Origin of the sequence: Amycolatopsis sp. NPDC051102 (assembly GCF_040682815.1) — a bacterium.
Classification (GTDB): Bacteria; Actinomycetota; Actinomycetes; order Mycobacteriales; family Pseudonocardiaceae; genus Amycolatopsis.
The window spans coordinates 437,068-456,320 of the sequence record NZ_JBFBBT010000003.1; the positions used below are offsets into that span (position 1 = coordinate 437,068).

Here is a 19,253-nt window from a genome sequence, read left to right on the forward strand (position 1 = left end):
TCCGATCACCCGGATGGCCGCTCGAGGAGGGCTGTGAGGCAGAAGTTCACCCTGGGCCGAGAGTGGCGCACGGGACTAACTGGCAATGCCAGTTACCGTTGACGGTATGGCTGGGTCGGCGACGAGGAAGAGAAGCACGGGAAGCGGCGCGAAGGGGGCAGCGGCGCGTAAGCCGCGTACACCCGCGAAGCCACGTACGTCGTCCACTCGCAAGCCGCCGCCACGGTCCCGGCGCAAGACTCCCGGGATCTTCGGCAAGGGCGTCCGCGGAACGTGGAACCTGCTGGCCAAGGGCCTGGGCACGCTGGCCCGCACGGTCGGCCGCACCCGCGAACTCGAGCCGGAGCACCGTCGCGACGGGCTCGCGCTGGGCCTCATCGGCCTGGGCATCGTCGCGGCCGTCGGCGTCTGGTGGCGGGCGGCCGGGCCGATCGGCACCGGGGTGGAGATCGCCACCCGGACCGTGCTCGGCGCCGGAGCGGTCACGCTGCCGCTGGTGCTGGTCGTGGTCGCCGTCGCGCTGATGCGGTCCGAGCCGCACCCGGAGACGCGGCCGCGGATGGTGGTCGGCACGATCATGGTCGTCCTGTCGGTGCTCGGGATGCTGCACATCTTCACCGCGCTGCCGGACACCAACGACGGCCGGATGTACGCCGGCGGCATCGTCGGCGCCTTCTCCGGCGGCCTGCTGACCATGGGCGTCACCACCTGGGTCGCCGTGCCGCTGCTGATCCTCGCGCTGTTCTTCGGCGTGCTCGTCTTCACCGGCACGCCGGTCCGCGAGATCCCGCACCGGCTGCGGAACTGGGGCCTCGACGAAGAGGAACTCGCCGAAGCCGAGGCCCAGCGCTCGGGCTTCGCCACCGACGAAGAGAAGGTCACCGACGCCGACCCGAAGACCGCGCGGCTGCGCAAGCCGTCCCGGCGTCGCCAGGCCAGCGAAGCCGAGCCCGAGCAGCTGGACCTCGACGCGATGCTGGCCGAGGCGCCGACGCCGATCAAGCCGCCGAAGGCCCTCCCCAAGCCGCCCCCGGCCGAGGTGCCCGAGAAGAAGCCCAAGAAGGCTCCGGAGCCGCCGCTCGCGGTCACCCGGACGGTCGAGGGCGACTACCAGCTCCCGCCGCCTGACCTGCTGAAGCTCGGCGACGCGCCGAAGTCCCGCAGCAAGGCCAACGACGCCATGATCGAGGCGATCACCGGCGTGCTGGAGCAGTTCAACGTCGACGCGCAGGTCACCGGCTTCACCCGCGGCCCGACGGTCACCCGCTACGAGGTCGAGCTCGGCCCGGGCGTGAAGGTCGAGAAGATCACCGCGCTGACCAAGAACATCGCCTACGCGGTGGCCACCGACAACGTCCGGCTGCTGGCGCCGATCCCGGGCAAGTCCGCCGTGGGCATCGAGGTGCCGAACTCCGACCGCGAGATGGTCCGCCTGGGTGACGTCCTGCGGGCGCCGTCCACGGTCAAGGACAACCACCCGATGGTGATCGGCCTCGGCAAGGACATCGAGGGCCACTTCGTCACCGCGAACCTGACGAAGATGCCGCACCTCCTGGTCGCGGGTTCGACCGGTTCCGGCAAGTCGAGCTTCGTCAACTCGATGCTGGTGTCGCTGCTGGCGCGGGCGACGCCGGACGAGTGCCGGATGATCCTGATCGACCCGAAGATGGTCGAGCTGACGCCCTACGAAGGCATCCCGCACCTGATCACGCCCATCATCACCCAGCCGAAGAAGGCCGCCGCCGCGCTGGCCTGGCTGGTGGAGGAGATGGAACAGCGCTACCAGGACATGCAGGTCAACAAGGTCCGGCACATCGACGACTACAACAAGAAGGTCAAGTCGGGCGAGATCACCGCGCCGCCGGGGTCCGAGCGCGAGTACCGGCCGTACCCGTACATCATGGCGATCGTCGACGAGCTCGCCGACCTGATGATGACCGCCCCGCGCGACGTCGAGGACGCGATCGTCCGGATCACCCAGAAGGCCCGCGCCGCCGGCATCCACCTGGTCCTGGCCACGCAGCGGCCGTCGGTCGACGTCGTCACCGGCCTGATCAAGACCAACGTGCCTTCGCGGCTGGCGTTCGCGACGTCGTCGCTGACCGACTCCCGGGTCATCCTCGACCAGCCGGGCGCGGAAAAGCTCATCGGCATGGGCGACGCGCTCTACCTGCCGATGGGCGCCGGCAAGCCGGTCCGCATCCAGGGCGCGTTCGTCGGCGACGAAGAGATCGCCGCGGTCGTCAACTACGCCAAGGAGCAGGCGCAGCCGGACTACCAGGACGGCGTCACGGCGCAGAAGGCCGGCGAGAAGAAGGAGATCGACCCGGACATCGGCGACGACCTCGACGTCCTCCTGCAGGCGGCGGAGCTGATCGTGACGTCCCAGTTCGGCTCGACGTCGATGCTGCAGCGCAAGCTGCGCGTCGGGTTCGCCAAGGCGGGCCGGCTGATGGACCTGCTGGAAAGCCGTGGCGTGGTCGGCCCGTCGGAGGGCTCGAAGGCCCGGGACGTGCTGATCAAGCCGGAGGAACTGGAGTCGGTCCTGTTCATGATCCGCGGCGGCGGCCCGGTGGACACCGACGCCGGCGATGACGAGGAGTAGCGGTGCAACCCGTGCTCGGCCGGTTCCGTCCTGAGCACGTGGACCTACAGCGATTCGTAGCCGGACTGTTCGCCTTCGCCGTCCTCACGGTGGGTGCCGGGAGCTCGGTCGCCGCCGGGCACCCCGCCGCCGGGCCCGCCGCGCCTCCGCCGTCGTCACCGGCCGTGAGCGCCCCCGCCGGGCAGGACGTCACCCTGCGGCTCGGGCAGGAGGCCGCGGTGCAGGGGAAGGACCTGACCGTGCGCTACACCCGGGTCGTCGCCGACTCGCGGTGCCGTCCCGGGATGACGTGCATCTGGCAGGGCGAGGCCACCCTGGCGTTCCTGCTGAAGGAGCCCGGCCGCGGCGAGAGCACCACGGCCGAGCTCCACAGCGGCCCCCGCACCGGCCCGCAGGCGACGTCGTTCGCCGCCAGCCGGATCGAGCTGGTGTCGGTGAGCGAGGACGCCGGGGAGGCGACCGTCCGGATCAGCTGAGCGGCGTGCCCCAGCGGTCGAGGAAGGCCACTTCGGACAGCGGCGTGCGCGGCGCCGGCTTGAAGTCCGGCACCGTCGTGTAAGCCACCGGCAGCAGCCCGACCTGTGTGTGGCCGTCCGGGATGCCGAGGATCTCCGCGGCTTCGGCCTCCCGCGCCAGGTGGTACGTGGTGAGCGTCGAGCCCAGCCCGCGCGAGCGCAGCGCCAGCTGGAAGCTCCACACCGCCGGGAAGATGCCGCCGTAGAAGGCCGCGTCGACCGCGTTGTCCCCGGCCGGGCGGCCGGCCACGACCGGGATCACGAACACCGGGACGCGCTCGATCACGTCGATCAAGTGCCGCCCGGAGGCCAGCGCCCGCGACGGCGCGGCACTCGCCCGTTCCGCCAGGTAGGCCTCGCCGACTTCGCGGAAGATCGCGCCGAGCCGGTTCTTCACGTCCTGGTCGCGCACCACGAGCCAGCGCCAGGCCTGGACGTTGCCGGGCGTCGGCGCCTGCAGCGCCAGGTTCAGGCACTCCTCGAGGACTTCGGATTCCACCGGCCGGTCGAGGTCGAGCTTCCGGCGGACCGCCCGGGTCGTGCTGAGCAGATGATCGATGTCCATGCGCCCATCCTGGCGGGCCCGGGCCGAGCACGCGGCCCGGGCCTGCCGGGCTCAGCCGCCGAACTTGCGGACCGCCTCGTAGTACGTCCAAGCCGCGCCCTTGCAGGCGATGTTGGACCCGCAGACGCTCTTCAGGTCGGTGTAGAGGTTGTCGTCGATCTTCAGGCGGTTCGCCTCGGTGAACCGGCCCTGCTTCTTGTAGTTGCGGTAGCCGAAGTCGTGCCGGTGGCAGCCCGGCAGGAACTTCCAGCCGAACGGGTTGTCCGGCGCCCACGAGCAGCCGTCGGACGACCAGTCGAGCTGGCCGTTGTAGGGCGCCTGGTTCCGGATCGTCTCGAAGTTCGAGAGCGAGGTGCTGAAGAGGTACTGGTCGGTGACCGTCGGAATGTCGACGGCCGCGGCGGTGCCGGTACCCAGCAGGGCACCCGCGCCGACAGAAACGGCCACCGTCACGGTGGCCCCCAGGTTCCGCAGTGTCGTGCGCATCGGTTGTCTTCCTCGCCGATCGGTGGACAAGTGCCCGATCAGCTTCGGGCCTCGCCGTGGCGCCCGTCACCGCCCGAAAGAAGGTTTTCACTCAGAGTTCGAGCAGCATGCGGGAATTGCCCAAAGTGTTCGGCTTGACGTAGGGCAGGTCCAGGAACTCGGCGACACCCGTGTCGTGCGAGCGGCGCATCTCCTCGTAGACCTCGTGCGACACCGGCGTCCCGTCGATCTCCACGAACCCGTGCCCGGCGAAGAAGCCGGTCTCGAAGGTCAGCACGAACAGCCGCTTGAGACCGAGCTCACGTGCCTCGTCGACCAGCCGGGCGACCAGCACGCGCCCGACCCCCTGGCCGCGGACGGCCTTGTCGACCACGACCGTGCGCAGCTCGGCGATGTCCTCCCAGAGCACGTGCAGCGCGGCCGCGCCGACGACCTCGTCACCCACCTCGGCGACCCAGAACTCCTGGACGTCCTCGTACAGCGTGACCAGATCCTTCTCCAGCAGGACGCGGCCCGCGTCCGAGTCGACCAGGGCCTTGATCTTGCGGACGTCGGCGATCCGGGCGCGGCGGACGCTCGGGCGGGGGGAGTCGGACGGCACGATCGTCCACCCTGCCACATCGCGTGGCGCGCGCGGCGGCACCACCGGGCTACGCCGTCGTCGGCCCGCCCGGGACCGGCGGCTACCCTGAACGTCGTGCCTTCCCCTGCCACGGACCCAGCCGCCACCCGACGCGTCTCCCTGCTGACCCTGGGCTGCGCCCGCAACGAGGTCGACTCGGAGGAGCTGGCGGGCCGGCTCGCGGCCGGCGGCTGGGAGCTGGCGGCCGATCCGGACGACTCCGACGTCGTGGTGGTCAACACCTGCGGCTTCGTCGAGTCGGCCAAGAAGGACTCCGTCGACACGCTGCTCGCCGCGTCCGACACGGGCAAGAAGGTCGTCGCGGTCGGCTGCATGGCCGAGCGCTACGGCCACGAGCTCGCCGACAGCCTCCCCGAAGCCGACGCGGTGCTGGGCTTCGACCACTACGCCGAGCTGTCCGACCGGCTCGACGACGTCGTCGCGGGCCGCAAGATCGCGTCGCACACCCCCGGCGACCGGCGCAAGCTGCTGCCGATCAGCCCGGTCCAGCGGCCCGCGGCCGCGGAGACGGTCGAGGTCCCGGGGCACGCGCAGCACGGCTGGGGCCCGCGGGTGCTGCGCACGCGCCTCGACGACTCCCCGGTGGCCGCGCTGAAGATCGCCTCCGGCTGCGACCGGCGCTGCTCGTTCTGCGCGATCCCGTCGTTCCGCGGCTCGTTCGTCTCGCGGCAGCCCGACGAGATCGTCGCCGAGGCGATGTGGCTGGCCGAGCACGGCGTCAAGGAGCTGTTCCTGGTCAGCGAGAACTCGACGTCCTACGGCAAGGACTTCGGCCGCGACGGCGCCACCGCGCTGGAGCGGCTGCTGCCGCGGCTGGCGGAGATCGACGGCATCGAGCGCGTCCGCGTCTCCTACCTGCAGCCGGCCGAGACGCGCCCGCAGCTGGTCAAGGCCATCGCGACCACGCCGGGTGTCGCCGAGTACTTCGACCTGTCCTTCCAGCACTCGAGCGAGCAGGTGCTGCGCCGGATGCGCCGGTTCGGCTCCACGGACTCGTTCCTGGCGCTGACCGAGCAGATCCGCGAGTACGCGCCCGAGGCGGGCATCCGGACCAACGTGATCGTCGGCTTCCCCGGTGAGACCGAGCACGACCTGGCCGAGCTCGAGCGGTTCCTGACCGGGGCGCGGCTCGACGCCGTGGGCGTCTTCGGCTACTCGGACGAGGACGGCACCGAGGCCGAGACCTTCGACGGCAAGCTCGACGCCGAGGAGGTGGCGAAGCGCGTCACGCGGATCTCGGCGCTGGTCGAGGAGCTGACCGCGCAGCGCGCCGAGGACCGGATCGGCACGTTCGTCGACGTCCTGGTGGAGCTGGACGACGACGGCGAGCTCACCGGCCGCGCCGCGCACCAGGCGCCGGAGGTCGACGGCGAGTGCGTCATCCTCGACGCGCCGGAGAAGACGCAGGTCGGCGACTTCCTCCGCTGCGAGGTCGTGGACTCGGCGGGCGTGGACCTGATCGTCCGCGCGGTACCGGACGCCGACCGGTGAGTGCGCTCCCCAGCGACGCCGCGGACGAGGGCCTGGCACGCGACACCGCCGCCCAGGTCCCGGAGCCGACCCCGGTCCCGACGCTCAACGTCGCGAACCTCCTGACGCTCTCGCGGCTGGTCCTGGTGCCGCTGTTCGTGGTCGCGCTGTTCGTCGGCGACGGCCACGACACGACCTGGCGCGCGCTCGCGACCGGGCTGTTCGCCATCGCCTCGGCCACCGACCAGCTCGACGGCTGGGTGGCCCGCAAGTACGGCCTGATCACCGACTTCGGCAAGATCGCCGACCCGATCGCGGACAAGGCGCTGACCGGCGCGGCGCTGGTCGGGCTGAGCGTGCTGGGCGAGCTCGGCTGGTGGGTGACGATCGTCATCGCGGTCCGCGAGATCGGCGTGACGCTGCTGCGGTTCTGGGTGATCCGCCACGGCGTGATCCCGGCGAGCCGCGGCGGCAAGGCGAAGACGATGGCCCAGATCGCGGCGATCGTGGCGTACCTGCTGCCGCTGCCGGCCGGCGCGGACCCGGTGCGGTGGGCGCTGATGGGGCTGGCGCTGGTCCTGACCGTGGTGACCGGGGTGGACTACCTGGTCCGCGCCGTGCGCCTGCGGGCGGCCGGACGCCGGGCCACCGGGAGCTGAGGGTGGCCGACGAGCAGGCCGCCGTCCTCATCGCCACCCTGACCGCCCGGGCCGAAACGGTCGCCGCCGCCGAATCGCTCACCGCTGGGCTCGTCTGCGCCACGCTCGCCCGCGTGCCCGGGGCCAGCGCCGCCCTCCGCGGTGGCCTGGTCGTCTACGCCACCGAACTCAAGCACCGCCTGGCCGGTGTCGACGCCGCCCTCCTGGCCGAACACGGTGCCGTCCACCCGGAGGTCGCCGCGCAGCTGGCCGAGGGTGCTCGTGACCGGTGCGGCGCCACCTGGGGCCTCGGCCTCACCGGCGTCGCCGGGCCCGCCGCCCAGGACGGCGTCGAACCGGGTACCGTGCACGTCGGGCTGGCCGGGCCGGGAACACGCACAGTCCGGACACTGGCCCTCACCGGCGACCGGGACTTGATCAGGACCCAATCGGTCCTGGCGGCGTTTGCCCTGCTCGGGGAACATCTGGCGTGAAACGGGCGTTCGCCCTTGGCGTACGTGCACACCAACTCCTGCGCCCGGGGCACCGCTCTGGGTAACGTAGGGGGTACTTGTTCGGAAGGGAGGCGCGTGATGACCGTGCTGTTGCGTGAGGCGATCGGTGATCGGCTCCGTCATGCCCGCACCAACCAGCGTCGTACGCTGCGCGACATCTCCCGCGCCGCCAGGGTCAGCCTCGGCTACCTCTCGGAGGTGGAGCGGGGCCAGAAGGAGGCGTCGAGCGAACTGCTCGCGTCCATCTGCCAGGCCCTCGACCTTCCGCTCGGCGAACTGCTGCACAACGTGGCGGCGGACGTTTCGGCCCTCGACAACGTCGAGGTCACACCGGTCGACGAGCGGATCGTGGAAGGCACGCCCCGGGAGAAGCGCGGCGCCGAGGCATCGGCGGCCGGCATCGAGGGCGGCCGCCTGATGTCCGAGCTGATCGGGAACGACCTCGCCGACCTGCGGGTTTCCCCGGCACCGCGGATGAACACCACCCTGCGCACGACGATCGGGCAGCCCAAGCTGGCCTCGACCATCGCCGCGTAGGTCCAGCGCACAGGCACCACGGCCCCGGGCAACCCGCCCGGGGCCGTCGGCGTTCAAGACCAGGGGTGATCAGGGGCGAACCCTGAAATCCCCCGGGGTCGCCTGGAACGGACGTGGCCGACCTGACACGATGGAACCCGACGCCGGGGTCGGTGCGTTGCTAGTGCAGGGGAGCGACGCCCCACCACCCCGAGTACCAAGGCCCGTGGGACGCAAGAAGGCAGGCGGAGGAGATGGCCAACCCGTTCGTGAAGTTCTGGAAGTACATGATGGCGGCGTTCTCGTCGAAGATCGACGAGCACGCCGACCCGAAGGTACAGATCCAGCAGGCCATCGAGGAGGCGCAGCGCAACCACCAGGCGCTGACGCAGCAGGCCGCCTCCGTGATCGGCAACCAGCGGCAGCTGGAGATGAAGCTCAACCGGCAGCTCGGCGAGGTCGAGAAGCTGCAGGCCTCGACCCGGCAGGCGCTGGTCCTCGCCGACGAGGCGCGCGCCAAGGGCGACGAGCAGAAGGCCACCGAGTTCGAAAACGCCGCGGAGAGCTTCGCGACGCAGCTCGTCACGGCCGAGCAGAACATCGAAGACCTGAAGACGCTGCACGACCAGTCGCTGCAGGCCGCGGCCCAGGCCAAGAAGGCCGTGGAGCGCAACTCGCAGATGCTGCAGCAGAAGCTCGCCGAGCGCACCAAGCTGCTCTCGCAGCTGGAGCAGGCGAAGATGCAGGAGCAGGTCTCCGCCTCGCTCAACCAGATGAGCCAGCTGGCCGCGCCGGGCAACACGCCGTCGCTGGAAGAGGTCCGCGACAAGATCGAGAAGCGCTACACCACGGCGCTGGGCTCGGCGGAACTCGCCCAGAACTCGGTCCAGGGGCGCATGATGGAGGTCCAGGCTTCCACCACGCAGCTGGCCGGCCAGTCGCGGCTGCAGCAGATCCGCGCGTCGATGCACGGTGACTCGGTCGCGCAGGTGACCGACGGCGGCAAGACGGCCCAGGCGCCGGCGAGCAGCTCGGCCGACATCCAGCGTGAGATCCAGGCGCGCGTGCAGGCCGAGCAGGGCAAGAACCCGGCCTGACCGGGCGAACCGTTCCGAGGGGGCGAGCAATGGGGCAGCAGGGCAGACGGCGTGACTTCGGCGAGCTGAGCGCCAAGCTGGAGAAGCACATCGAGAAGCTGCCCGACTACGCCGTGCGCGCCCAGGAAAAGCTCCAAAAGGTGCAGAAGTACTTCCCGCCGGCCGAGCAGGCCGGCGGGAAGACTGCCCGGCCCAACCCGCTGCAGCGCCCGCCGGTGCGGCGGCCCGACATGACGGCCTCGCTGTCGTCGATGGCCAACCAGGTCCCGGTGTTCGCCGAGGCCCGCGCCAAGTGGGACCGCTGGAACCACCCGGCCGCGAAGCTGGAACGCCGCAAGCGCCGGACGTCGAAAGCGCTGACGCTGTGGATCATCCTGACGATCCTGTGCCTCGTCGTGACGGTGGCCGCCGCGGTGGGCTGGATCAGCCCGATCGGCGCCGCGATGATGCCGCAGGCGATCACCGCGTTCGCGGGTGCGGTCATCTTCGGCACCTTCAGCGTCCGATCCGGCCTCAAGCTGCGCGACCTGAAGCGCACCCCGATCCCCGCGGCGCCGGCCGGCCCGCCACCGTTGCCACCCGCCCGCTCGGCGGCCCGCGAGCCGATGGAACGGCTCGCCGAGTGCGAAGCGTCGCTGACCGAGCTGCTGCGCCAGCTCTCGGTGCCGTCGTCGATCGGGACGACCCCGGTCTCGGAGGTGTCGGTCGCGGACGCCCGCCAGACGGCGGCCGAGGCGGCGGCCGCCCTGCGCGGCCTGGCGGCCCGCATCCAGGCGATCGAACGCGGCCGCGACTCGGCACCCGCCCGAGAGAAGGCGGCCCTGGACGCGGCGGTCGGCAAGCTCCGCGAGCAGCTCGACGACGGCCTCGAGGGCTACCGGGGCCTGGTCGCCGCGGCCGGCCACACGGTCGCGGCCTCGAGCGACGGCCTGGTGACGTCCAAACAAGCCCTCACCGACGCAACAGACCGCCTGGCCGGCCTGGCCATGGCCCTCCGCGAACTCTCGTAACGCCGTACGCGCGTGTCCCGAAGGTCGACACGCGTGATTGCGGAGTCGACACGCGTGATTGAGAGGTCGACACGGCCCACCGGCCGGGTGTCCCGGCGTGTCGACCCCCGAATCACGTGTGTTGACCCTCCAGACACGTGTGTCGACCCTCTGGGCACGTGTGTCGACCTGTCCGGTACGCAGGTTTGGGTGGAAGTGATGCCGGATTACCCGGATTGGGTGTTCGCTCCGCCGTTGGGACTTCAAACTCGGCCGTTCGGGTGCCGCCGTCCGGCCGATCCGGGCGTTCGTCACCGCGCGTGCGTGATCGTGCGTTTCACCCCGGCGTCGCGCCCTGTTCACCTCTTGGTGCCGAAACCCGCGCGTAATCGGAATCTGATGGCTACGGAAACGTCCGCGCCCTAACGTTTCTGTCATGCATGCCGAGGTGACACTCGCCGGGAGGCCCGCCGTGGACTGAGGTTCGCCGGCGCCGACCGTACACAGTGGACTTTCTTGACCGCCGAGGAAAGGACGCCCCGTGAACACGCTCCCGCCGGACCCGGATCCCGTGCCCACCACCCCGCCCACCGCCTCCCAGCGCGTCATCGCGGCCTTCGAACGCCTCACCGAGGCCGGCCGCCCCGAACTCTGGACCACCCTCCGCGCCGTCGAAGACGTCCTCGTCGACGCCAAGGCCGTCGACGAACGCGTCACCGCGGGGGAGGACCTGCCGCTGGCCGGCACGGTCATCGCCGTCCAGGACCGGATCGACGTCGCGAAACAGCCGTCCGCCCACGGCGTCGCGGAAACCAGCGCTCCCGTCGTCGCGCGGCTGACGTCGGCCGGCGCCGTCGTGCTCGGCAAGACCGGCGCCGCCACGGTCTCCGCCGCCTGGGACCGCACCAAGGTCGGCGGCAACGGCGCCGCGGTCGCCGTCGCACTGGGCATCGTCGACCTGGCGCTGAGCACCGGCGGTGCGGTCCCGGCGGCGCTGAACGCCGTCGCTGCGGTGAAGCCGACACGCGGCCTGCTGCCCGCCGCCGACGACGTCTCCGTGTACGCGAACGGCCTGGTCGCGGCCCGCCGCGCCCTCGTCCTGATGACCGGCGGCGACCGCGACTGGCCCGCCGACGTCCGCCTCGGCGCCGGCGAGCACCCGCGGATCGCCTACCCCGACGACCTTCCCCTCGGCGAAGGAGCGAGCCTCGCACTCAAGGCCGTCGTCGCCCGGCTCACCGCGGCCGGGGCCGTGCTCACCCCGATCTCCGTGGCCGAGCCGGGTTTCGACGGTTTCGACGCCCTCGTCGTGCCGGCCGTGCCGGAGCACCCGGGGGTCGCCGAAGCGCTCGGCGACCCGGCCGGCGTGGGACACCGCCTGGCCGCCTGCACCGCCTTCGCGAACCTCCTCGACGTGGCCGCGGTGACCGTCCCGGTGCTGCCGGGCGACCGCCGCCCCTTCGGCGTCACCTTCCTGACGCGCGCGTTCGAAGACCAGATCGCCCTCGACCTCGCGACCGTCTGCACGGACGAGCCGATGACGCCCTACCCGGAACCCGGCGAAGACATCGTCGTGTTCGGCGCGCACCTGCGCGGCCAGCCGCTCAACGCCGAACTCACCGGGCTCGGCGCCCGCTTCTCCGGACCGGTCCGGACCATCGAGGGCTACCGGATGGTCCTGCTGCCCACCGAACCGCCGCAGCCGGGCGTCCTCGACGGCGGCACGGCCCTCGACGGCGAGCGCTGGCGCCTGTCCCCGGCCGCGTTCGAGCGGTTCGCCGCCGGCCTGAAGGAGCCCTTCGTGCTCGACCACGTCGAGCTGGACGACGGCAGCACCCCGCTGGCCGTCCGGTGCCTGACGGCGGACGGGCCCGGCCTGGAGCGCTACGAGTCCTGGCGCGGTTACGTGCGCTTCGCGTCTACCGCCGGGCTGCGAGACCCCGGCTGACCCGGCGCACCAGACCCGGCCCGTGCAGCGCGAAGCCCGTGTAGAGCTGCACGAGCGACGCGCCGGCGTCGACGAGCCGGACCGCGTCGTCCGGGCCCATGATCCCGCCGACGCCGATGATCGGCAGGCTCCCGCCGGTGTGGTCGTGCACGAACCGCACGACCTCCGCCGCGCGGGTGGTCAGCGGCCGGCCGGACAGTCCTCCCGCCTGTCCGGCCAGGCTGCTCTCCGCGGGGGCGATGCCGTCGCGGGCCAGTGTCGTGTTCGTGGCGATGATCCCGGCGACGCCGTGTTCGAGCGCGACCTCCAGCAGCTCGGCGAGCGCCTCGTCGGTCAGGTCGGGCGCGACCTTCACCAGCACCGGCGTCGCCGGCCCGCGACCGGCAAGCTCGAGCGACGTCGAACGCAGCTCGCCGAGTAGTTCGGCGAGCGCGGTGCGGTCCTGCAGCTGCCGCAGCCCCGGCGTGTTCGGCGAGCTGACGTTGATCGCGAAGTAGTCGGCGTACGGGTGCAGCGCGCGCAGGGAGAACCGGTAGTCCTCGACGGCGTCCTCGAGCGGCGTCACCTTCGACTTGCCGATGCTGATCCCGAGCGGGACACCGGGTTTGCCGTCGCGGGCGAGCTTCGCCGCGAGGGCTTCCGCGCCGTCGTTGTTGAAGCCCATGCGGTTGATCACCGCGTCGCTGGCGGGGAGGCTGAACAGCCGGGGTTTCGGGTTGCCCGGCTGCGCCAGCCGCGTCACCGTGCCGACCTCGACGAACCCGAAGCCCAGCGCGGGCCACGCGGGCAGCGCGCGGCCGTTCTTGTCCATCCCGGCGGCGAGGCCGATGCGGTTGGGGAAACGCAGGCCCAGCACCGTCACCGGGTCGTCGACGCGGAGGGCGCCGCCGAGCGCGGGCGCGGCCTTGCCGAGCCGGGCCAGCACGCCGACCGTGCGCTCGTGCACCAGCTCGGGGTCGTGGTAGGACAGCCGGTACAGCGCCGGGCGGACGATCTTGTCGAAGAACACCCCCACATGCTGCCAAATCACCCGGGGCCCGCGACCGGAGCGTCACGTCCGCGTGAACGGCACCACTCAGTCGCGGTCCTTCCACTCGTCTTCGAGCATCGCGTAGATGAGCTCGTCGGTCCACTCGCCCTTGACGATCTCGTTCTCCTTCAGGTGCGCTTCCTGGCGCATGCCGAGGCGTTCCATCAGCGCGGCCGACGCGGTGTTCCGGCCGTCGCAGCGGCCGATGATGCGGTGCAGCCCCAGGTCTTCGAAGCCCAGCCGCAGCAGTTCGGTGGCTGCCTCCGCGGCCAGGCCCTTGCCGTGGTGGTCGGGGTGGAAGACGAAACCGATCTCGCCCTGCCGGTGCTCGCTGCTGAGCCACTCCAGGTTCAGGTCGCCGATCAGCTGGCCCGTCGAGGCCAGTTCGACCGCCACGGCCAGCAGCTGCCCTTCCTTGGTCAACGTCGAGCTGTGCACCCGTTTGGCGAGCGCCGCGGCCGATTCGGCGCGGCTGCGCGGCCCCCAGTACAGGTAGCGGGCGACGTCGGCGCGGGACTGGAAGGAGTTCAGCGCGTCGAGGTCGTCGGGCGTGAACGGGCGCAGGAGCAGGCGTTCCGTGGTGATCGGGTAGTCGGGCCTGAGCATGCGTCCAGGCTAGCGAGCTTCAGCCGTCTGGGGGACAGAACAGCCGAATGCCGATCGCCGGACGGTCGTCCTGCGACGCCGGGTGGCATGACCTGCACGGATGAGCGCTGTGTCGATCTTTTGCCCGTCCGGCCACAGGCAATAAGGAACCCCCGGGGTGCCTCTCAAGCGCCGTCAAACGCCTGAGCCCGAGCCGGACTGGTGCTCGGGAACCCCGGGGGCACGGTGACTGCCTGGTATTCGCTATCAGGCACCACGTGAAGCAGGCGATGAGCCGAAGGTGGCTCAGTTGTATCGCTGCTCAAAGTCCTCCACGTGCCATCCGCTAGCGGACAGCCACCTCACGAGTCCTGTTGGAATACAACTTAGGACCACCTCCTTTCTCGTGTACTGCCACGCTAGGTGAAGTTCGCGGTGCCGTGCAACGTCATTTCTGTGATCTCGGTCCGCAGGACGGCTTTCCGCCCCTCGTCGAGGAAGGACGCGTCGACGGCGTTCTCCGCGAGCCGGGCCAGCTCGGCGGTGGTGAGCCCGAGCGTCTCGGCGACGGCGACGTACTCGCCGGTGAGGGTGGCGCCGAACATCGGCGGGTCGTCGGTGTTCAGCGTGACGACGACGCCGTGGTCGAGCATCCGCCGCACCGGGTGCGCCGCGATGGCCGGGACCTGGCCGGTCCGCACGTTGGACGTCGGGCACACCTCGAGCGGGATCCGGTGCGCGGCAAGGTGTTCCAGCAGGGCCGGGTCGGCCGCGCAGCTGGTGCCGTGGCCGATCCGCTCGGCGCCGAGGTCGTGCAGCGCGGACCAGATCGTGGCCGGCCCGGTGGTCTCGCCGGCGTGCGGGACGCTGTGCAGCCCGGCTTCCCGCGCCCGCGTGAAGTACGGCTCGAACTGCGCGCGCCCGACGCCGAGCTCCGGGCCGCCGAGGCCGAACGACACCAGGCCGCCGGGCCGTTCGCGCAGCGCGAACACGAGCGTCTCCAGTCCGGCCCGGGTGCCCTTTTCGCCTGGGATGTCGAAGCACCAGGCCAGTTCCACGCCCAGTTCGGCGGCGCGGGCCCGGCCGGTTTCGAGCCCGGCGAGCAGTTCGTCGCCGGCCATGCCGTCGAGCAAGTGGTTGTACGGCGTCACGGTGACTTCGGCGTAGCGGCAGTTGTGCGCGGCGAGATCCGCCGCCAGGCCCGTCACGAGGGTGTGGATGTCGTGGCGGTCGCGGACCAGCGAGGTGACCGCGAGGTACACGGTGAGGAAGTGGGCGAAGTCGCGGAAGGTGAAGAACTCCGCGAGCTCGCGCTCGTCGGTGGGGACGCCGGCCGCGGGACGGCGCCGGGCCAGTTCCAGCACGGTCGGCAGGCTCGCCGAACCGACCAGGTGGACGTGCAGTTCGACCTTGGGCAGGGCGTGCGCGAACGCGCGCAGCGCCTGCCCGGTCAGGATTCCGGGCATGACTGAGCTCCCTGGGGTGTGCGGAAGAGGTGACGGGAGGAGCGCGGGCGGCTCAGGGAGCGAGGTCGCCGCGTTCGGTGTCGGCCCCGTAGAGCGGGAGCTTGAACGTCGTCACGTGAGCCAGCTTACTGCGCCGGGTACGGGCCTGCCTGGTCCTTCGGGCAGAACCACGTCGGCCGCCGCTGGACGTCGTGGCCCTGGGTGCGGACCAGGAGCTTGCCGCCGCAGCGGTAGCAGCCCTGGCGCGTCCGCTCGTAGACCCAGTTCTTGCGGTTGCGGTCGAAGTGGCCGGTGGTGCTCTGGTCGAAGCGCCCGGAGCGGGCGTTGGCCAGCAGCAGCCTGCGGGCGAGCGCGACCGTGGCGTCGGCGTCCACTTCGGACACCGGCGTCCACGGGGTGACGCCGAGCAGGAAAGCGATTTCGCACTTGTAGAGGTTGCCGACCCCCGCCATCACGCGCTGGTCGAGCAGCGCGATGCCGAGCTCGCGGGCGGGGTCGGCGGTCAGGTTGGCGACCGCCTGCTTCAGGTGATCATCCGTCCACTGTGGATCGAGCAGGTCCGGGCCGAGATGGGCGACGAGGTCGCGTTCCTTCGCCGTGGCCACGAATTTGAGGTCGTGGACGCGGAAGCCGATCACCTGGACGTCGGCCGCGGTCAGGATCACCCGGGCGTGGTGACCGGGCCGGCGCCACTTCGTGCCGGCCGGGTAGACGTCCCACATCCCGTCCATCATCAGGTGCGAGTGCAGGGTCAGGTCGCCGGAGAAGCGGGTGAACAGGTGCTTGCCGACGGTCCCGACCCCGAGGACGTCGCGCCCGGCGAGGTCCACAGTGGCCAGTTGGGGTACGCGGAACTCCCCGCGCAGCAACGTCTTCCCGGTCATCGCGTTGGCGAAGCGCTTGGCGACCAGGAAGACGGTGTCACCTTCGGGCACGGCTCACCCCGCGGATTCGGACACCTCGGCCGGTGCCTCGGGGGTTTCCGGTGCCGGGCCTTCGGGCCAGTCCGGGCCCTCGGGGTCCTCGCCCGCGATGCGGTGGCGCCCCGCCCGGTTCGACCGCAGGATCTTGGCCAGCACCATGTTGAACGTGAGCGCGATCTCCTGGGCGCCGGGTGAGTGCCACTCGTGGATCGGGCTGCACGCACCCTGCGCCTGCTGCACGGCCAGCCGGTCGGTGATCGCCGTCGGCATCACCAGCGAGCCGAAGTTCTCGCGCAGCTCGGCGATCCGGAACTGGTGCTCGTAGGAGCGCACGCGCAGCTTGTTGACCAGGACACCGATCGCGCGCAGCCGTGGGTTGAGCTCCTTGCGGATCTTCTCGATCGCCTCGAGGGCGCGGCTCGCGCCGGCGACCGCGTACATCGTCGGCTCGGTGACGATGAGCGCGCTGTCCGCGGCCACCAGGGCCGACTTCGTCAGCCGGCCCAGCGACGGCGGGCAGTCGAGGATCACCAGCTCGTACGGCGTTTCGTGCAACGGCTCGCGGTGCAGCTCGTCCAAGGCCCGGGAGAAGTTCGCCAGGCGCTCGCTGTCGGCGTCGGGGTCGTTGAGTAGCTCCAGCTCTTCGGCGCCGACGAGAACGTCGACGTCCTCGCTCCAGACGCTGGGCGCGATCGCGCGCTGCAGCATCTCCCGGGTGGGGCTCTCGAGCACGTCCGCGAGGGTGGCGTCGGTCAACGGCGGGTCGAGCGAGGTGGTGGCATTGCCCTGCGGGTCGAGGTCCACCACCAGCGTCCGGGTGCCCCTACGCAGGGCGGCGGACGCGATACCGAGAGCGACCGTCGTCTTGCCGACGCCTCCCTTGAGGCTGAGTACGGCGACCGTGTGCACGTTCTCCAGCCTACGGGTGCGGGCCCCGGGCGCCGCCGGGCAAGGGGCCTTCACTCGAAGGGAGGAGCTCGGGAGGCGGCGCAGGCCGGGCACTACCCTGTGCGACATGAAGACGGAGACCGTGGCCGCCCGGGGTTCGGGCGCCGTCCGCCGGGTGCTCGAGGCCGAGATCGAGGCCGCCCGCGCCCGGGGCGCCGAGCACCCCCGCGTCGTCGACGTGGGCGGCGGCAGCGGCGGCTGGGCGGTGCCGTTCGCGGCGGCGGGCTGCCGGGTGACGGTCGTCGAGCCGAGCCCGAACGCGCTGGCCACGCTGCAGCGGCGCGCCGAGGAGGAAGGCGTCTCCGAGCTGATCACGGTGGTCGCGGACGACTCCGACGCGCTGGGCAGGCACGTCGAGCCGGGCTCGGCCGACCTGGTGCTGGCGCACGGGCTCCTGGAGATCGTCGACGACCCGGCCGCGGTGCTGACGGCCCTCGCGACGGCGGTCGCCCCCGGCGGCGCGGTATCGGTGCTGGTGGCGAACCGGCACGCGGCGGTGCTCCACCGCGCGCTCGCGGGCCGCGTCGGAGAGGCCCAGCGGCTGCTGGAGAGCGCGGACGGGATCGCCCCGGGCGACACGGTGCTGCGCCGGTTTTCCGCCGACGGCCTGCGGGCCGGCCTGGAGGCGGCCGGCCTGGCGGTCACCCTGCTGCAGGGCGACCGGGTGATCTCGGACCTGGTGCCCGGCGACGTCCGCGAAGACGAGCTGGCCGCGTTCGAACGGGCGGCCGCGGGGTCGCCGGCGCTGCGGGACATCGCGGGCCGCCTGCACGCGGTCGCACGGCCGGCCTGACGTTTTCCGGCGGGTTTCCGCCGTCGCGCTCGCCCGTGTCCGGAAACTGTCGGTGGTGGCCGGTAGCGTCCCCGGCGTGGGGCGAAATGCTGAGTTGCCGGGCGGAATGGGCCGGTTCCGGGTCCGGCCGGGAGAGCCGGTGCCGGACGACACCGGGTGCGGGCTGCTGCACGTCGACATGGACGCGTTCTTCGTGTCGGTGGAGCTGCGGACCCGGCCCGAGCTGGCGGACAAGCCGGTGGTCGTGTCCGGCGGCGGCCCGCGGGCGGTGGTGGCCGCGGCGAACTACCCGGCGCGGAAGTTCGGCGTGCGGTCGGCGATGCCGTTCTCGACGGCGAAGCGGCTCTGCCCGCACCTGATCAACATCCCGCCGACGTCGGGGCTGTACGGCGAGGTGTCCCGCGGGGTGATGGGTATCTTCCGCGAGCTCACGCCGCTGGTGGAGCCGCTGAGCCTGGACGAGGCGTTCCTGGACGTCAGCGGGGCGTTGCGGCGTCTGGGTGCGACGCCGGCTTCGCTGGGCGCGCAGCTGCGCGCGCGGGTCGAGGCCGAGCACGGGATCACCTGCTCGGTCGGGGTGGCGAAGGTCAAGTTCGTCGCGAAGCTCGCTTCGGGCATGGCGAAGCCGAACGGCATGGTCGTGGTGCCGGCGGCGGAGACGCTGGCGTTCCTGCACCCGCTGCCGGTGTCGGCGCTGTGGGGCGTCGGCGCGCGGACGGAGGAGCACCTGCGGCGCCTGGGCCTGGACACGATCGCCGACGTCGCGGCGTTCCCGCCGGAGCGGCTGAAGAAGTCACTGGGCACGGCGGCCGGCGAACACCTGTACCGCCTGGCGCACGGGGTGGACGAGCGCTCGGTGGTGGTCGACTCGCCGGAGAAGTCGATCGGCGCGGAGCACACGTTCGACGTCGACCGCCACGACCGGGCGTCGCTGGGCCTGGAGCTGCTGAGGCTGTCGGAGCGGGTGGGGGCGACACTGCGGGCGCGCGGGGTACGCGGCCGGACGGTCTCGATCAAGGTGCGGTTCGCGGACTTCCGGACGATCACGAGGGCCCGGACGCTGGTTTCGGCCACGGACGTGGCCCGCGAGATCCACGCGGTGGCGGTGGCATTGCTGGCGGAGCACGCCCCGGCGGGTGCGGTCCGGCTGATCGGCGTCCGGGTGGAGGGGCTCGACACGGGCGAGGCGGGGGAGCAGCTGGTGTTCGAGTCCCCGGCACCGCGCTGGCGGGACGCGGAGGTGGCGGCGGACGTGGCGAGGTCGAAGTTCGGCTCGGCCGCGGTGCGGCCCGCGTCGCTGCTCGGGCCGCGGGAGGGGTGAGGCCGGGGCGCTGTTGGGCTTGGGGCGCGTTGCTCTGGCGTTGAGGGGGTCGGGGGTGTTGGCCGGGTCCTCGGAGGGGTGAAGGCAAGGGATCGTCTCCCGAGCCGAGCCGAGCCGAGCCGAGCCGAGCCGAGCCGAGCCGAGCCGAGCCGAGCCGAGCCGAGCCGAGCCGAGCCGAGCCGAGCCGAGCCGAGCCGAGC

Annotated in this window: 19 protein-coding genes; 11 read left to right on the plus strand and 8 right to left on the minus strand. The window is 71.8% G+C overall.

The genetic code is table 11. The features are described from left to right. The first annotated feature begins 106 nt into the window (after window positions 1-106). Both AB0M93_RS12560 and AB0M93_RS12565 read left to right on the plus strand, forming a co-directional pair. Window positions 107-2,605 carry a DNA translocase FtsK gene (locus AB0M93_RS12560; protein WP_364271860.1) on the plus strand — a complete coding sequence of 833 codons (2,499 nt, stop codon included), beginning with the start codon at window positions 107-109 and terminating at the stop codon, window positions 2,603-2,605. A gap of 38 nt (window positions 2,606-2,643) precedes the next feature. Beyond that, on the plus strand, window positions 2,644-3,081 hold the full coding sequence (locus AB0M93_RS12565; protein ID WP_364271863.1) for a hypothetical protein: 438 nt from the start codon (window positions 2,644-2,646) through the stop codon (window positions 3,079-3,081). On the opposite strand, the gene AB0M93_RS12570 is transcribed toward AB0M93_RS12565, so the two are convergent. The 3 genes from AB0M93_RS12570 to AB0M93_RS12580 form a co-directional block, all read right to left on the minus strand. Beyond that, a complete protein-coding gene (locus tag AB0M93_RS12570) occupies window positions 3,074-3,685 on the minus strand; it encodes a nitroreductase family protein (protein WP_364271865.1) in 612 nt (203 codons plus the stop codon). The genes AB0M93_RS12565 and AB0M93_RS12570 overlap by 8 nt on opposite strands. 51 nt (window positions 3,686-3,736) lie before the next feature. Next, window positions 3,737-4,171: a phospholipase gene (locus tag AB0M93_RS12575; RefSeq protein WP_364271868.1), complete on the minus strand. Its 435-nt coding sequence runs from the start codon at window positions 4,169-4,171 to the stop codon at window positions 3,737-3,739. Window positions 4,172-4,262: 91 nt separating this feature from the next. Next, window positions 4,263-4,772: an amino-acid N-acetyltransferase gene (locus AB0M93_RS12580; RefSeq protein ID WP_364271871.1), complete on the minus strand. Its 510-nt coding sequence runs from the start codon at window positions 4,770-4,772 to the stop codon at window positions 4,263-4,265. 96 nt (window positions 4,773-4,868) lie between these two features. Here AB0M93_RS12580 and rimO point away from each other — a divergent pair, with 96 nt between their 5' ends. The 7 genes from rimO to AB0M93_RS12615 all read left to right on the plus strand — a co-directional run bounded on the left by rimO (window position 4,869) and on the right by AB0M93_RS12615 (window position 11,987). Further along, window positions 4,869-6,305 carry a 30S ribosomal protein S12 methylthiotransferase RimO gene (gene rimO, locus AB0M93_RS12585; RefSeq protein ID WP_364271874.1) on the plus strand — a complete coding sequence of 479 codons (1,437 nt, stop codon included), beginning with the start codon at window positions 4,869-4,871 and terminating at the stop codon, window positions 6,303-6,305. Beyond that, window positions 6,302-6,943: a CDP-diacylglycerol--glycerol-3-phosphate 3-phosphatidyltransferase gene (gene pgsA / locus AB0M93_RS12590; RefSeq protein WP_364271877.1), complete on the plus strand. Its 642-nt coding sequence runs from the start codon at window positions 6,302-6,304 to the stop codon at window positions 6,941-6,943. The genes rimO and pgsA overlap by 4 nt, the downstream gene beginning before the upstream one ends. A 2-nt stretch (window positions 6,944-6,945) precedes the next feature. Then, window positions 6,946-7,416, plus strand: coding sequence for a CinA family protein (locus tag AB0M93_RS12595; RefSeq protein WP_364271880.1), 471 nt, complete (start codon window positions 6,946-6,948; stop codon window positions 7,414-7,416). 99 nt (window positions 7,417-7,515) lie between these two features. Next, window positions 7,516-7,974, plus strand: a complete 459-nt coding sequence (locus AB0M93_RS12600) for a helix-turn-helix transcriptional regulator (RefSeq protein WP_364271883.1) — start codon at window positions 7,516-7,518, stop codon at window positions 7,972-7,974. Window positions 7,975-8,207: 233 nt separating this feature from the next. Then, window positions 8,208-9,050, plus strand: a complete 843-nt coding sequence (locus tag AB0M93_RS12605) for a PspA/IM30 family protein (RefSeq protein WP_364271886.1) — start codon at window positions 8,208-8,210, stop codon at window positions 9,048-9,050. Between the two features lie 29 nt (window positions 9,051-9,079). Further along, on the plus strand, window positions 9,080-10,060 hold the full coding sequence (locus tag AB0M93_RS12610; protein WP_364271889.1) for a hypothetical protein: 981 nt from the start codon (window positions 9,080-9,082) through the stop codon (window positions 10,058-10,060). A gap of 520 nt (window positions 10,061-10,580) precedes the next feature. Continuing rightward, on the plus strand, window positions 10,581-11,987 hold the full coding sequence (locus AB0M93_RS12615; protein WP_364271892.1) for an amidase family protein: 1,407 nt from the start codon (window positions 10,581-10,583) through the stop codon (window positions 11,985-11,987). Here AB0M93_RS12615 and AB0M93_RS12620 read toward each other — a convergent pair. The 5 genes from AB0M93_RS12620 to AB0M93_RS12640 form a co-directional block, all read right to left on the minus strand. Next, a complete protein-coding gene (locus tag AB0M93_RS12620) occupies window positions 11,959-12,996 on the minus strand; it encodes a quinone-dependent dihydroorotate dehydrogenase (RefSeq protein WP_364271895.1) in 1,038 nt (345 codons plus the stop codon). The two genes, AB0M93_RS12615 and AB0M93_RS12620, sit on opposite strands and share 29 nt — an antisense overlap. Window positions 12,997-13,062: 66 nt before the next feature. Beyond that, a complete protein-coding gene (locus AB0M93_RS12625) occupies window positions 13,063-13,623 on the minus strand; it encodes a GNAT family protein (RefSeq protein ID WP_364271898.1) in 561 nt (186 codons plus the stop codon). A gap of 398 nt (window positions 13,624-14,021) precedes the next feature. Continuing rightward, on the minus strand, window positions 14,022-15,068 hold the full coding sequence (add, locus tag AB0M93_RS12630) for an adenosine deaminase (protein WP_364271901.1): 1,047 nt from the start codon (window positions 15,066-15,068) through the stop codon (window positions 14,022-14,024). Window positions 15,069-15,193: 125 nt separating this feature from the next. After that, window positions 15,194-16,003, minus strand: coding sequence for a DNA-formamidopyrimidine glycosylase family protein (locus AB0M93_RS12635; RefSeq protein WP_364271904.1), 810 nt, complete (start codon window positions 16,001-16,003; stop codon window positions 15,194-15,196). Window positions 16,004-16,006: 3 nt separating this feature from the next. Beyond that, complete coding sequence (locus tag AB0M93_RS12640; protein ID WP_364271907.1) at window positions 16,007-16,900, minus strand: ParA family protein; 894 nt, start codon at window positions 16,898-16,900, stop codon at window positions 16,007-16,009. A 106-nt stretch (window positions 16,901-17,006) separates the two neighbouring features. Between AB0M93_RS12640 and AB0M93_RS12645 the strand changes: the two genes are divergently transcribed. Then, window positions 17,007-17,732: a methyltransferase domain-containing protein gene (locus tag AB0M93_RS12645; RefSeq protein WP_364271910.1), complete on the plus strand. Its 726-nt coding sequence runs from the start codon at window positions 17,007-17,009 to the stop codon at window positions 17,730-17,732. A gap of 106 nt (window positions 17,733-17,838) precedes the next feature. Further along, window positions 17,839-19,053: a DNA polymerase IV gene (gene dinB, locus AB0M93_RS12650; protein ID WP_364272861.1), complete on the plus strand. Its 1,215-nt coding sequence runs from the start codon at window positions 17,839-17,841 to the stop codon at window positions 19,051-19,053. Window positions 19,054-19,253 lie beyond the last annotated feature (200 nt).